This window comes from Aeromicrobium sp. UC242_57, assembly GCF_044452305.1.
Taxonomy (GTDB): Bacteria; Actinomycetota; Actinomycetes; order Propionibacteriales; family Nocardioidaceae; genus Aeromicrobium.
Window position 1 is genome coordinate 1447770 of sequence record NZ_JBIOAM010000003.1, and the last position, 12555, is coordinate 1460324.

The window sequence follows — 12555 nt, forward strand, 5'->3', positions numbered from 1 at the left end:
CCGTTCGACCAGACGATGTCGGCCACGATCGCTGTCTTCGCCGCGGTCGTCATCGTGTTCGTCGCGGTCTCGGCCCGCGCAAGCCGGGTCAACGTGTCACCGCCCATGGTGTTCGTGCTCGCTGGCTTCGCGCTGAGCAGCACGGGGCTCGACGACCTCGACGCCAGCGCGATCAGGGCCGTGGCCGAGGCGACGCTCGCCCTGCTGCTGTTCCATGGCGCAGCAGAGCTGAGGCCGAAAGACCTGCGCACCGACCCGTCGTTGACGGCACGACTCCTCCTGGTCGCGCTGCCGGTGACCGTCATCAGCACGTTCGTGCTCGTCCGTCTGCTGTTCCCGACCCTTGACGTGTGGCTGGTCCTGGTCCTCGCCGCGGCCCTCCGCCCACAGACTCGGCACTCAGCACGGCGACCGTGGAGGATCCGGCGGTCCCCGCCCGGATCCGCCGACTCCTGAGCCTGGAAAGCGGCCTCAACGACGGGATCGCGACGCCAGTCGTGCTGTTCGCGATCGCATCAGCCGCCGGCACCGGTGACGGTAACGGCGCACGGAGCGCGGTGCTCGCCGTCGTGATCGGGGTGGTCTACGGCTCTGCGGTCGGGCTGGGCGCGGGACGAGCCCTTCGCCTGGCCCGTGCCCGCGGGTGGGCCGATGACCAGCTGGTCCCACTCGCTGTGCTGCTCGTCCCTGCACTGTGCTTCTACGGTGCCCGACGTGCTCGGGGGCAACGGCTTCATGGCGGCATTCGTCGCCGGCACGGCGTACGCCACCACACATGTCTCCCGGGCGAAGGCCCGAGCGGGATCTCGACCTCACCCGCCTGGGCTCGGCCCTGCTGGCGGGTGCGGCCTGGATGCTGTTCGGGGCGGCCACCCACGCGCACGTGTCGTCACTCGTCCACTGGCGGACGATCCTCGTCGCGATCCTGTCGCTCACTGCCCTGCGCATCGTGCCGGTCGCCTTGAGCCTCGCTGGATCAGGTCTTCGGCGGCCGACCGTGCTGTTCGTGGGCTGGTTCGGTCCTCGCGGCCTGCCCTCGGTCGTGTTCGCGCTGATCGCCAGCGAAGAGCTGGCCCGGCACCCGGGTGCCCGGACGTCATCGCCACGATCGCAGCGACGGTCGTGCTCAGCGTCGTCGCCCACGGACTGACCGCGACACCGCTGGCGCGACGGTACGGAGAGTGGAGTCGACGCACGACACCCGTGCCCGGCTCGTCGTGACGATCTCACCCTGTGCGGGGTGAGCCTGTCACACCGCCAGGTCGCCACGCTGTGAGCAGACGAGCGCCTCCCCTCGTCATGAGGTCCGAGGAGACCGCTGATGGACGGAGACCGCTGATGGACGCAGACCAGGGCCGGGGCGATGACTCTCCGCTCGCCCTGTTCGACCGGTCCTACCTGCTGCTCCTGCTCACGACGGGACTCCTGGGGGATCCCCCTGTCATTCGTCGCATTCTGCTTCTTGGCCGCGGTGCACCAGCTCGAGCACGTCGTCTGGCACGATCTGCCCGATGCTCTCGGATTCGCCGAGCCGCCGGCGTGGTGGGCGATCCTGGCCGTCGGACTCGCCGGTCTCCTTGTTGCGCTGGCCATCCGGCACCTGCCGGGACACGGAGGCCACGTCCCGGTCGAGGGACTCGGTGCCGGTGCCACGCCACCGAGTGAGCTGCCCGGAGTCGTCCTGGCAGCGGCCGCGAGCCTCGTGGGCGGAGCGGTGGTCGGTCCCGAGGCGCCGCTCATCGCGGTCGGCAGCGGACTGGCACTCCTGGCCGTCCGCAACAGCCGCCTAGGCACCGACACCACGGCCACGACCGTCATTGCTGCGGCCGGCTCGGCCGCCGCGATCTCTGCGATCTTTCGGGAACCCGCTCGTCGCTGCGGTCATGTTCCTCGAGGTGCTGGGACTCGCCCGGCGTCAGCTGATGATCGTGGTGCTGCCCTGCCTGCTGTCCAGCGGCGTGGGCGCCCTGCTCTTCACCGGCCTCGGGCGCTGGACCGGCTTCGAGATCGGCAGCCTCGCGATCCCCGACCTCACGCCGCTTCGGCTGACGGCCGCTGCCGTGGCCTGGACCATCCCCCTGGCCATCCTGGTCGCGGTGGGCACGTGGCTCGTCTACCTCGTGGGCCACCGCACGGCGGCTCGCGCCGCGACCCATCTGATGAGGACGACCGTCGCCGCTGGTGTCATCGCGGGTGCGGCCGCGTGCGTGTACGCCCTCGTCACCGATCGCTCCCCCGCCGAGGTCGTCCTGTCCGGCCAGGCGACGCTCGGGCCCCTGGCCAGCAACCCCCGACGACTGGACGACCGGCGCGCTCGTCGCCCTGCTGCTGGGCAAGGCGATCGCCTACGGCGTGTGCCTGGGCACCTTCCGAGGCGGGCCGGTGTTTCCCGCCCTGTTCCTGGGAGTGTCGTCGGGGTCCTCGCCGCAACGCTGCTCCCGGGTCTCGACGTGCTCCCGGCCATCGCGATCGGCATGGCTGCCGGGATGGCGGTCACCGGCCTGCCCGTCACGAGCGTCGTCCTGGTGACCTTGCTGCTCGGTGACGCTGCCGCCAGCCAGATGCCCATCGTGATCCTCGCGGTGGTCGTGGCGCTCGTGACCGAGGGGCTGCTCAGCCACGGTCCAGCCACGCGGGGACTGCGCAACGCCGCACACCGACAGAGGAGCTCACCATGACCCTGACCCGGACGAGTCGACTGCTGCTCAGCGCAGCGTGCATCGTGATCATCGTCGCCGGCCTCCGGTCGGCCAGCGGCATCGTCGGGCCGGTCATGCTGGCCCTGGCGCTGACGATCGTGTTCCACCCGCTGCGCGGAGTCATCGGGCGCCGTCTGCCGTCGTGGGCCGCGTCGGTCGTCGTGGTCGCGCTGGCCTACGTCCTGATCCTCGGTCTCACCCTGGCCTTGGTGGTGTCGGTCGGCCGCCTCGCCGCACTGATCCCTACCTACGCGCCCGACGTGGACGAGTTCGTCGACGACCTGGGGGCGTGGCTGCACGACCTAGGCGTCGCTCCGTCGCAGGTCGAGTCCGTCGCGGGATCCCTCGACATCGACCGGCTCCTCGGCGTGGCGACATCGTTCATGGAGGGCATCGCGTCGATCCTGTCGAACCTGTTCTTCATCATCACCTTGCTGCTGTTCTTCGCGTTCGACTCAGCCCAGGTGTCGGCGTTGACTGCCCAGGCCCGCAGGCACCGTCCTGAGCTCGTCGACGCGCTCGCCGTCTTCGCCCAGGGCACGCGGAGCTATCTCGGCGTCTCGGCCGTGTTCGGACTCATCGTCGCGGTGATCGACACGGTTCTGCTCTGGGCGCTGGGCGTTCCGGAGGCCTTCGTCTGGGGCGTGCTCGCCTTCGTCACCAACTTCATCCCCAACATCGGCTTCGTCATCGGCGTCGTGCCGCCGGCGGTCATCGGGCTGCTGGAGGGCGGACCGAGCCTGATGCTCTGGGTCATCGTGATGTACTCCGCGGTCAACCTGGTGATCCAGTCGATCATCCAGCCCAGGTACGTCGGCAACGCGGTCGGACTGTCGACCAGCCTCACGTTCCTCTCGCTCGTCTTCTGGGCCTGGGTGCTCGGCCCACTCGGAGCCCTGCTGGCGGTTCCGATGAGCCTGCTGGTCCGTGCGGTGCTGGTCGACGCCGATCCCGACGGGACGTGGCGCCTGCCCCCTCATCAGCGGCCAGCCCGGCGGTACGAGCGACGTCAAGCCATGAACCGCACGGCGGCACGCTGGCGTCCGGCCTGGACGCTCGTCGGTCTGCTGGTCGCGTACTACGCGTTTCCGGTCGAGTGGAACGGATCGGCCGCCGCTATCGCGGTCAGCTTGCTGACGACCGCTGCCGGCCTGGCACTGCTCGCCTGGGCGATGGTGCTCGGGCGTCGCGCACAGACGAGCCGGTGGCGAGGGCCGCGCCGCTCGGGTGCTGCTGATGATGCTGGTGCTCCTGATCATGTCGTTCTCACTGGCGTTCTACCTGCTCGACAGCTGGAACCCGATCAGGTCGCCGGGCTGAGCACCCGCACCGACGCGCTGTACTTCACGCTCAGCACCATGACGACGGTCGGGTACGGCGACGTGCATGCCGCCGGCCAGCTTCGCGCGCGGACTCGTCCTGCGGGCTCATCGTGTTCAACATCGTCGTGGTCGCCTCCCTCGTGAGGGTCTACACGACTCCGCTCACCCGGCAAGAGGTGAGGCCGGGGGAGACGGCGCCGTGCACGCTGGATCGCGAACCACAGTCGACGGATCAGGAGCACGATCATGGCGAGTTCGAACGATGCGGTCCAGCGGGGAGCACTGCCTGTCCCAGACCTCAGCTACGGGGGACGGTGACGTACGACGCGACCGATCCGGACACACGCACTATCCGCCGATCGAGGACATCCGCCCCCCGGCTGGGGCGCCCCACGTGCTGGTGATCCTGATCGACGACGTCGGTTTCGGCGCGTCGTCGGCCTTCGGCGGTCCGATCGAGACCCCCTCCTTCGAACGAGTCGCGGCGGCTGGTCTGAAGTACACCCGGTTCCACACGACTGCCCTGTGCTCACCCACCCGCGCCGCACTGCTCTCGGGCCGCAACCACCACACCGTCGGCATGGGCGGATCACCGAGATCCGCGACCAGCGCTCCTGGCTACAGCTCGCTGCGTCCCGACCGCTGCGCTCCCCTGGCCGAGACGCTCAGCTCAACGGCTACAACACCGCCCAGTTCGGCAAGTGCCACGAGGTTCCGGTGTGGCAGGCCAGTCCGGTCGGCCCTTCGACCATTGGCCACACCCCGGTGGGGGCTTCGAGTACTTCTACGGATTCATCGGCGGCGAGACCGATCAGTGGTATCCCGCGATCTACGAGAACACCACGCCCGCCGAGCCGTGGGGCACGCCCGAGGAGGGGTATCACTTCATGGGCGACATGACCGACAAGGCCATCGCCTGGACCAAGCAGCAGCATGCCCTGGCACCCGACAAGCCGTTCTTCACCTACTTCGCCCCCGGTGCGACTCATGCACCGCACCACGTGCCGACCGAGTGGGCGGACAAGTACGCCGGCGCGTTCGACCAAGGGTGGGACGTGCTTCGCGAGGAGACCTTCGCCCGTCAGAAGGCGCTCGGCGTGATTCCCCAGGACGCCGTGCTCACGGAGCGGTCGCCCGGCATCCCGGCGTGGGAGGAGATGCCACCCGGGCTGCGCCCGGTGCTGGCTCGCGAGATGGAGGTCTACGCGGGCTACCTCGAGTACGCCGATCACCACACAGGGCGTCTGCTGGACGCGTTGGACGATCTGGGCGTGCTCGACGACACCTTGATCTACGTCATCATCGGCGACAACGGTGCATCGGCCGAAGGCACCATGAAGGGCACCACGAACGAGAAGCTTCATGCTCAACCACATGACCGACATGGAGACCGACGAGTACCTCGTCGAGCACAAGGACGATCTCGGCACCCCTGACTCGTACAACCACTACGCGATCGGCTGGGCGCACGCGATGGACACGCCGTACCAGTGGACCAAGCAGGTCGCGAGCCACTGGGGCGGCACCCGCAACGGCACGATCGTCAGCTGGCCGAACGGGATCAAGGCCCGCGGTGAGGTGCGCAACCAGTTCGCCCACTGCATCGACGTGGCGCCGACAGTTCTTCAGGCCGCCGGCATCCCCGAGCCGTCCACGGTGCACGGCGTGACCCGAACGCCCCTACGAGGGGGTGCCGATGAACTACAGCTTCGACGACGCAGACGCCGAGGAGCAGCACACGACGCAGTACTTCGAGCTGCTCGGCAACCGCGCCATCTTCCACCGGGGCTGGACGGCCGTCGCCAAGCACAAGGACCCGTGGGAGGCCTCGACGCACGACCTCGACGACGACGTCTGGGGGCTGTACGACGTCGAGCACGACTGGACCCAGTCGCACGACCTCGCGGCGCAGGAACCCGAGCGGCTGGCCCACCTGCAGCGACTGTTCTTGATCCAGGCGGCCCGGTTCAACGTGCTGCCGATGGACGTCCGCTCGGCTCAGCGGTTCGAACGCCGACCTGGTCGGCCGTCCTCGGCTCGTGCAGGGCAGCAGCCAGTTGCTGTTCCCGGGCATGAAGCGGCTCAACGAGAACTGCATCGTCGGGGTCAAGAACCGCTCGTTCACGGTCACGGCCAAGGTCGAGGTGACCGAACCCGGGCCGTCGGGAGTCCTGATCGCCCAAGGCGGGTCGTACGGCGGCTGGAGCTTCTACGCCCATGACGGCAGGCTGGCCTTCTGCTACAACACCCTGGCGGTGCAGACCGCGCAGATCTACTCAGACGCTCCGCTGGACGTCGGGTCACGCGAGCTGCGCGCACACTTCGCCTACGACGGTGGCGGGCTCGGCAGAGGTGGCATCGTGACGCTCTACGACGATGACGTGCAGATCGGTGAAGGGCGGGTCGAGCGGACGATCCCGTTCACGTTCTCGCTCGACGAGACCCTCGACATCGGCATGGACGTGGCATCGCCGGTCTCCCCGAGCTACGGACCCCGCGACAACGCCTTCAGCGGGACCATCGACTGGGTCAGGATCGATGCCGGCGACGACGACCACAACCACCTGATCGAGCCGGAGCACCGGATGCAGGCAGCCATGGTGCGCCAGTAGCGCATCGTGTCGCCCTCGACGCCCGATTGGCTACGCAACCTGCGTCCGCGTCGCAGTGAGTGGCGACGCGACGCGCTCGCGGGCCTGCCGAACGCGATCAGCAGCGTCCCGGACGGGATGGCGTCGAGCCTGCTTGCCGGCGTGCCACCGGTGCATGGCCTGTACGCGAGCGCCGTCGGTCCGATCGCGGGCGGACTGACGACCAGCACCCGCATGATGGTCATCACGACGACCAGCGCCGCGGCGCTCGCCGCCGGGTCGGCGCTCGCCTCGGTCCGGCCGACAGCAGGCCGAGGCCATCTTGTGGCTCACGTTGCTGACCGGACTCCTGCTCGTCGCGGCGGCCGTGGCCCGCCTCGGGCGCTACGTGCGTTTCGTGTCGCAGTCGGTGATGCTGGGATTGCCTCACCGGTATCGCAGCGAACATCATCCTGGGTCAGATCCCTGACCTCCTCGGAGCAGAACCGTCCGGCGCATTGCCCTCGGCAAGGCCGTCGAGGCATCCTCTTCCACCCGGGACGCATCGACGGGTGGTCAGCCGTCGCGGGTGCCGGTGCGCTCGTGCTGCTGTTCTGCCTGGCTCGGACGCGGTTGTCGATGCTCAGCTCGTTGCTCGCGCTCGCAGTCCCCACGCTCCTGCTGCTGCTGGTCGACCAAGATGTCGCCCGGGTGCGGGACTCCCGGAGCCATCCCGGCCGGCGTGCCCCTCCTCGGCTCTCCGGCTCTCCAGCCATGTCGCCGGAGGTCGTCGCCGGCGCCATCGCGGTGGCGGCGATCATCCTGATCCAGGGTGCCGGAGTGGCGGAAGCAGCACCCAATCCCGACGGCAGCAGGTCCCGCACGAACCGCGACTTCGCGGCACAAGGCGTCGCAACCTCGCGAGCGGCTTCTTCTCGGGGATGCCGGTCGGTGGCTGCGGTCGGGTCGACCGCGCTCAACGTCTCTGCCGGGGCGGTGAGCCGGTGGGGCGCGATCTGGTCGGGGATCTGGATGCTGATCGTCCTGGTGGCGTTCTCCGGCGTCGTCGGGCAGGTGCTGATGCCGACGCTCTCGGCGGTCCTGGTGTTCGCCGCGATCATGTCGCTGAAGCCGCACGAGATCTGGACCATCGCCCACGCGGGCCCGACCCCGTTGGTCGCGATGTTCTCGACGTTCGCAGCCACGCTGCTCCTCCCGGTCGCAGCCGCGGTCGGCGTCGGGGTGACGCTGTCGCTGATCCTGCAGCTCAACCAGGAGTCGATCGACCTGCGCATCGTCGAGGCGTCCCGACGACGAAGGACGGGTCATCGAACGGCCTGCGCCCCGGAGCCTCGTGCCCGGCCAGGTCGTCGTGCTCGACGTGTACGGCTCGCTGTTCTACGCCGGTGCGCGCACCTTGCAGCTGCGGCTGCCGATCCAGCCGGCGCGGACGGAGCCTCGGTGATCTTGCGGCTGCGCGGCCGGCACGACGCTGGCGCGACGTTCTTCACCGTCATCGCGAGCTACGCCCAGGTCTTGCACCGCCACGGCGGAACGCTGTACCTGACGGGTGTCGAGCCGAGCCTGCTGCGGTTGTCGGGAGCGCGACGCACTGACCTACCGCTTCGCCGGCATCAGGCTCTACCCGGCCCAGCCCGAGCTCGGGCGGCCACCCCACGCCGCCTACCTCGACGCTCGAGCACGCCGCGTGGCGCCCGACGACGACTTCACCCCCACCGGGGTGATGTTCGCCCCGTGCCCGAGGACCGACGCTGAGGACATGAACTCACTGCACCGACCAGAAAGCCCCCGTCGACGTCGTCGTCCTCGGCCTTCCTGACGCATCGGCAGGGCCGGCCCTGGCCGCGTCGATCGCCGACATCGCCGCGACTGGCTCTGCCCGCGTCCTCGACGCCCTGTGGATCCACAAGGAGAGCGACGGCTCCTACACCGTGATCGATCTCGACGACGAGGACGAAGACCTGTTCTCCTTCGATGCCTGGCTCCCAGGTCTGCTCGGGTCGATGACGTCGCCGAGATCGCCGAGTCGCTGCCGTCGGGCACCGCAGCGGCGGTCATCGCCTGGGAGAACACCTGGGCGACCGCCATCTCGCGGGTCGTGGCCGATGCGGGAGGCGTCGTCCTCGCCCACGAACGCATACCAACGGGTGCCGTCGACAGTCTCCTCGACCTGATCGACGACACCGGATCGGAGCAGAGCTGATGTTGATTCGACGAATGGGCCGCCCCGGCCTGCTGGGTCTCGCGGCGCGGGACGGCCGTCGTGGCCGGAACAGCGGGTGCCGTGACCGGAGCGATGCGTCGCCATCAGGAGAACGGCAGCAGCGAGGCCACCGAAGCAGCCCGCTATGAGCAGCAGCAAGCACCGCCGGCTGCTCAAGCCGCTCCGCCTGCTCCTGGGGACGACCTCATCGATCAGCTGGAGCGCCTGGGCACGCTCAAGGAGCAAGGCATCTTGACCGACGCCGAGTTCGCGGCGCAGAAGGCCCGGCTGCTGGCCCTGTGAACCAGGGCCGACAGCCGGGCCGGCTGAGGTGCTAGCCGTACGGCTCGAACTTGGTGACGGCCCAGATGACGAGCACGTCGAGCACCATGATCGACATGGCCCACCACGGGAAGTACGGCAGCCAGGCGAAGTTGATCATGATCGACAGCACCGCCAAGGTGATGGCCGTCAGCCGAGCCCAGATCGCACCCGACAGCAGGGCCAGACCTGCGACGAGAGCGATGAACCCGAGCACCAGGTGGACCCATCCCCAGGCGGTGACGTCGAAGTCGTACGTGTAGCTGCCACGAAGGACGTAGAAGTCGCCGTTGGCGAGCGCACCGATCCCCTGCATGATCTGCAGCAGACCGGTCAGCATCATCAGCACCGACGCGAGGACGACGACTCCGCTCGCGAACCCCACCGACCTGGGCGGCAAGCTCGGTGACGCCCATGCGCTGCGGCGACGGCTGCGCGACCATCACGACCTCACTCGTCAGCGAAAGCAGCCCGCAGTGCTGCTTCCTGCTCGTCGCTGAGGTTCGTGCTCACGAGGTGGGCGTTCACACCTTGGAAGGCTGCGTGGACCTTGTCCGGCACGGCGTCCCGGCAGCAGGAACAGCGCCGACGTGCCGGGCTCGACCTTGTCGCGGACCTCGTTGATGAACTTGTCGTCGATGCCCACGTCGGCCATCGACCCGCCCAGCGCCCCCGCCGCGGCGCCTATTGCTAGCCCGAGCAGCGGGACGAAGAACAGGAGACCGAACAGCATCCCCAGAACGCGCCACCGAGCGCGCCCGCCGCCCGGTCAGGTTGGTCAGCTGTCGGGTCTTGGGCTTCTTCTTGCCGCCTCCCAGGTGACAACTGCCGCGTCATGAATCTTGATAGCTCCTGGACTGCAGACTTCTCAAGCGTGCTGATGGCCTGATCGGCATCTGCCGCCCCGGGAAACTGCCACACAGTGAGTGTTCCCACAACTGACTCCTCGTTCGGGTGGGCTGGTGCCCACGTTGCTGTCTACTTCGGACCTTGCCCAACCCGCGACGGCCTGACCTCACCCTGCTGGGTGAGGTCAGGCCGTCGCGCTCCGGCGAAGGTGGGGCGGGACAGGAGGCCCGATGAAGTCGACGCTCGGTCTGTTCGGCTCGTTCAGCGGGTATCGACGTGCCTGGGTGCGCGGCGACGTCGTGGCCGGGCTGACGGTCTGGGCGGTGCTGATTCCTGAGTCCTTGGCCTACGCCACGATTGCGGGAGCCCCTCCGGCCGTGGGCCTGTACGCCGCGGTGCCGGCCCTCGTGGTCTATGCCGCACTCGGCAGCTCTCGCCACCTCGTGGTCGGCCCCATGTCGGGGACGGCTGCCCTGTCGGCCAGCATCGTGGCCGGGTTCGCCGCGGCGGGAAGTCCGCGAGTTCATCGCCACCACGACGGCGCTCGCCCTGGTGATGGGCATGCTCGGGATGGTGGCGGGACTGCTGCGTCTCGCTTCTTGTCGGCCTTCATCTCCGAGCCGGTGCTCAAGGGATTCATCATCGGTCTGGCCCTCACGATCATGATCGGGCAGGTGCCCAAGCTGCTCGGCGTCGACGGATCCGACGGCGACTTCTTCGAGAAGACCGTCGGGCTCGTCGAGAACCTGTCTGAGACGGCTGGACGACGCTCCTCGTCGGCGGGCTGGGCCTGGCAGCAATCCTGGTGCTGCGTCGTTTCGTGCCCTTGGTGCCCGGCTCGCTCCCGGTCGTCCTGGTCGGCATCGCGGCGGTCGCGCTGCTCGACCTCGACGACCACGGCGTCTCGATCGTCGGGACGATCGATGCGGGCCTTCCCTCGTTCGGACTTCCCGACGTCGCAGGTCATCGCTACCTCGATCTCGTCGGACCCGCAGTGGGAGTGCTGCTCGTGGGCTTCGCCGAGGGCCTCGGCGCCGCCAAGACGTATGCCGCCAAGGCCGGGTACGAGATCGATCCGAGTCGCGGCTCGTCGCGCTCGGCGGGAGCAATCTCGGATCAGGCGTCCTCGGCGGCATGGTCGTCAACGGCAGCCTGTCCAAGACCGCGATCAACGGAGGCGCCGGCGCCCGCTCCCAGCTGTCGGGCCTGACAGTGGCCGCTCTGACGGTCGCGACACTGCTGTTCCTGACGGGCTTGTTCGAGCAGCTGCCCGAAGCCATCTTGGCGGCCGTCGTGATCGCTGCGGTCATCGAGCTTGTCGACCTCGCAGCGCTGCGGCGCCTGTGGCGGGTCGGCACCGGGCCGATGGCCAAGATGTACCGGCACGCGGCACGATCCGACTTCGTCGCAGCAGTCACGACGATGATCGGCGTGCTGGTCTTCGACACCCTGCCTGGACTGTTCATCGGCATCGCGATCTCGCTGCTCACGATGCTCTACCGATCGTCCCGACCGCATGTCGCGTCGTTAGGACGGCCTGTCGACGGCGGGGCTGACTGGGTCGACCTGACCCGCCACCCCGACGCTGTGCCGGAGCCCGGCGTCGTGGTGCTGCGCGTGGAATCCGGGCTGTTCTTCGCCAACTGCGACTTCGTCCGCCAGCAGGTGCGTGGCCTCGTCGACAGCTCGACCCGTGCGGTGGTCCTCGACGGCGAGACCACGCCGTTCGTCGACGTGACGGCATCCGCCATGCTCGCTGGTCTCGACCAGGACCTCGGAAAGCAAGGCGTCCGCCTGCTGTTCGCCCGTGATGTGGGACAAGTGCGTGACGTCGTGACCTCGACCGACGACCAGGCGTGCCGCGGATCTTCGCCACGATCGACGAGGCCGTCGCTGCGGCGCGGACGGACTCGTGATGGGAGCCCTGATCTCCGCGCTCCTGCCCGAGATCGTCGGCCTGATCATCACGCCAGCCGCCGTGGTCGGCGCGGTGCTGCTACTGGAATCGCGCGGCGGCGTGCGGGCCGCAGCGAGCTTCGGCGCCGGCTTCCTCGTGCTGTACGCCGTGATCACGCTGGCCGCCATCATCGGCGGTGCCGCGAACCCCGGCGCCCAGGACGACGACGTGTCAGCAGCGATCGGCATCGCGGTCGGCTGCGTCTTCCTCGCCGTGGGCGGTCTCCAGCTGCTCCGCCGCCCTCGGCCCGATGCACCGCCGCCGGGCTGGATCCGTCATCTCGACCAGGCCGGACCGGCCGTCGCCTTCGTGATCGGTGTCGTGATGGCCCTGGTCAATCCGAACCTGCTGATCCTGTTGTCCGGCATCGGAGTCATCGCCTCGTCCGATCAGTCGTCACTTGTCAGCCTGGTCGGGCTCGTCGCCCTCTTCGTGGCAGCGATGCTCGACTTCATCGTGCCGATCGGCCTCTACGTCGTGCTGGGCGACCGGGCCAGGACGGCCCTGGTGCACGTCAAGCAGTGGATGCTGCGGCACAACCGGGCGCTCAGCATCGCCGTGCTGCTGGGCTTCGGCGTGCTGTTCCTGGGCCGCGGTCTCGGTTCGGCGTGAC

The 12555-nt window shown here is 68.8% G+C and carries 13 protein-coding genes and 6 pseudogenes; 16 read left to right on the plus strand and 3 right to left on the minus strand.

Going from position 1 to position 12555, the window contains the following annotated elements; translation table 11 throughout:
• Nucleotides 1-15: 15 nt before the first annotated feature.
• From ACHMWU_RS19600 to ACHMWU_RS19610, 3 genes and pseudogenes are all read left to right on the plus strand, one after another.
• Nucleotides 16-456, plus strand: coding sequence for a cation:proton antiporter (locus tag ACHMWU_RS19600; RefSeq protein ID WP_396046123.1), 441 nt, complete (start codon nt 16-18; stop codon nt 454-456).
• Nucleotides 414-650 (plus strand): annotated as a pseudogene (locus tag ACHMWU_RS19605) (hypothetical protein); the annotation flags it as partial. The gene ACHMWU_RS19600 and the pseudogene ACHMWU_RS19605, both read left to right, overlap by 43 nt.
• Before the next feature lie 125 nt (nt 651-775).
• A complete protein-coding gene (locus ACHMWU_RS19610) occupies nt 776-1150 on the plus strand; it encodes a cation:proton antiporter (protein WP_396046125.1) in 375 nt (124 codons plus the stop codon).
• Between the two features lie 291 nt (nt 1151-1441).
• Here ACHMWU_RS19610 and ACHMWU_RS19615 read toward each other — a convergent pair whose 3' ends face one another.
• Entirely contained in the window at nt 1442-1621 is a 180-nt protein-coding gene (locus tag ACHMWU_RS19615) for a hypothetical protein (protein WP_396047030.1), read from the minus strand.
• Between ACHMWU_RS19615 and ACHMWU_RS19620 the strand changes: the two are divergent.
• From ACHMWU_RS19620 to ACHMWU_RS19665, 10 genes and pseudogenes are all read left to right on the plus strand, one after another.
• Nucleotides 1601-1807: pseudogene (locus ACHMWU_RS19620) on the plus strand (hypothetical protein); the annotation flags it as partial. The gene ACHMWU_RS19615 and the pseudogene ACHMWU_RS19620 overlap by 21 nt on opposite strands.
• Nucleotides 1808-1883: 76 nt before the next feature.
• Nucleotides 1884-2678, plus strand: a complete 795-nt coding sequence (locus ACHMWU_RS19625; protein ID WP_396047032.1) for a hypothetical protein — start codon at nt 1884-1886, stop codon at nt 2676-2678.
• Nucleotides 2675-4165, plus strand: coding sequence for an AI-2E family transporter (locus tag ACHMWU_RS19630; protein WP_396046127.1), 1491 nt, complete (start codon nt 2675-2677; stop codon nt 4163-4165). Before ACHMWU_RS19625 ends, ACHMWU_RS19630 begins: the two co-directional genes overlap by 4 nt.
• Before the next feature lie 118 nt (nt 4166-4283).
• Nucleotides 4284-4637: pseudogene (locus ACHMWU_RS19635) on the plus strand (sulfatase-like hydrolase/transferase); the annotation flags it as partial.
• Nucleotides 4638-4740: 103 nt separating this feature from the next.
• On the plus strand, nt 4741-5457 hold the full coding sequence (locus ACHMWU_RS19640) for a sulfatase-like hydrolase/transferase (protein ID WP_396046129.1): 717 nt from the start codon (nt 4741-4743) through the stop codon (nt 5455-5457).
• Nucleotides 5405-6097 (plus strand): sulfatase/phosphatase domain-containing protein, encoded by a 693-nt coding sequence (locus ACHMWU_RS19645; RefSeq protein WP_396046131.1) that lies wholly within the window; start codon nt 5405-5407, stop codon nt 6095-6097. Before ACHMWU_RS19640 ends, ACHMWU_RS19645 begins: the two co-directional genes overlap by 53 nt.
• A complete protein-coding gene (locus ACHMWU_RS19650; protein ID WP_396046133.1) occupies nt 6094-6633 on the plus strand; it encodes a hypothetical protein in 540 nt (179 codons plus the stop codon). The genes ACHMWU_RS19645 and ACHMWU_RS19650 overlap by 4 nt, the downstream gene beginning before the upstream one ends.
• A 6-nt stretch (nt 6634-6639) precedes the next feature.
• Nucleotides 6640-8367 carry a SulP family inorganic anion transporter gene (locus ACHMWU_RS19655; RefSeq protein WP_396046135.1) on the plus strand — a complete coding sequence of 576 codons (1728 nt, stop codon included), beginning with the start codon at nt 6640-6642 and terminating at the stop codon, nt 8365-8367.
• A 142-nt stretch (nt 8368-8509) separates the two neighbouring features.
• Nucleotides 8510-8815, plus strand: a complete 306-nt coding sequence (locus ACHMWU_RS19660) for a DUF6325 family protein (RefSeq protein ID WP_396046137.1) — start codon at nt 8510-8512, stop codon at nt 8813-8815.
• Nucleotides 8816-8875: 60 nt separating this feature from the next.
• Complete coding sequence (locus ACHMWU_RS19665; protein WP_396046139.1) at nt 8876-9118, plus strand: SHOCT domain-containing protein; 243 nt, start codon at nt 8876-8878, stop codon at nt 9116-9118.
• A gap of 31 nt (nt 9119-9149) precedes the next feature.
• Here ACHMWU_RS19665 and ACHMWU_RS19670 read toward each other — a convergent pair whose 3' ends face one another.
• Nucleotides 9150-9521: a hypothetical protein gene (locus tag ACHMWU_RS19670; protein WP_396046141.1), complete on the minus strand. Its 372-nt coding sequence runs from the start codon at nt 9519-9521 to the stop codon at nt 9150-9152.
• 65 nt (nt 9522-9586) lie between these two features.
• A pseudogene (locus ACHMWU_RS19675) lies at nt 9587-9869 on the minus strand (DUF1269 domain-containing protein).
• Nucleotides 9870-10215: 346 nt separating this feature from the next.
• Between ACHMWU_RS19675 and ACHMWU_RS19680 the strand changes: the two are divergent.
• The 3 genes and pseudogenes from ACHMWU_RS19680 to ACHMWU_RS19690 all read left to right on the plus strand — a co-directional run.
• Nucleotides 10216-10731 (plus strand): annotated as a pseudogene (locus tag ACHMWU_RS19680) (SulP family inorganic anion transporter); the annotation flags it as partial.
• Between the two features lie 74 nt (nt 10732-10805).
• Nucleotides 10806-11764: pseudogene (locus ACHMWU_RS19685) on the plus strand (SulP family inorganic anion transporter); the annotation flags it as partial.
• 136 nt (nt 11765-11900) lie between these two features.
• Nucleotides 11901-12554 carry a GAP family protein gene (locus ACHMWU_RS19690; protein WP_396046143.1) on the plus strand — a complete coding sequence of 218 codons (654 nt, stop codon included), beginning with the start codon at nt 11901-11903 and terminating at the stop codon, nt 12552-12554.
• The last annotated feature ends 1 nt before the right edge of the window (nt 12555 follow it).

Bases quoted from the DNA above. Each gene is read 5' to 3' on its own strand.
- ACHMWU_RS19645 (WP_396046131.1), top strand. From the start codon at position 5,405: ATGGAGACCGACGAGTACCTCGTCGAGCACAAGGACGATCTCGGCACC.
- ACHMWU_RS19650 (WP_396046133.1), top strand. From the start codon at position 6,094: ATGAAGCGGCTCAACGAGAACTGCATCGTCGGGGTCAAGAACCGCTCG.
- ACHMWU_RS19625 (WP_396047032.1), top strand. From the start codon at position 1,884: ATGTTCCTCGAGGTGCTGGGACTCGCCCGGCGTCAGCTGATGATCGTG.
- ACHMWU_RS19600 (WP_396046123.1), top strand. From the start codon at position 16: ATGTCGGCCACGATCGCTGTCTTCGCCGCGGTCGTCATCGTGTTCGTC.
- ACHMWU_RS19630 (WP_396046127.1), top strand. From the start codon at position 2,675: ATGACCCTGACCCGGACGAGTCGACTGCTGCTCAGCGCAGCGTGCATC.
- ACHMWU_RS19690 (WP_396046143.1), top strand. From the start codon at position 11,901: ATGGGAGCCCTGATCTCCGCGCTCCTGCCCGAGATCGTCGGCCTGATC.
- ACHMWU_RS19610 (WP_396046125.1), top strand. From the start codon at position 776: ATGTCTCCCGGGCGAAGGCCCGAGCGGGATCTCGACCTCACCCGCCTG.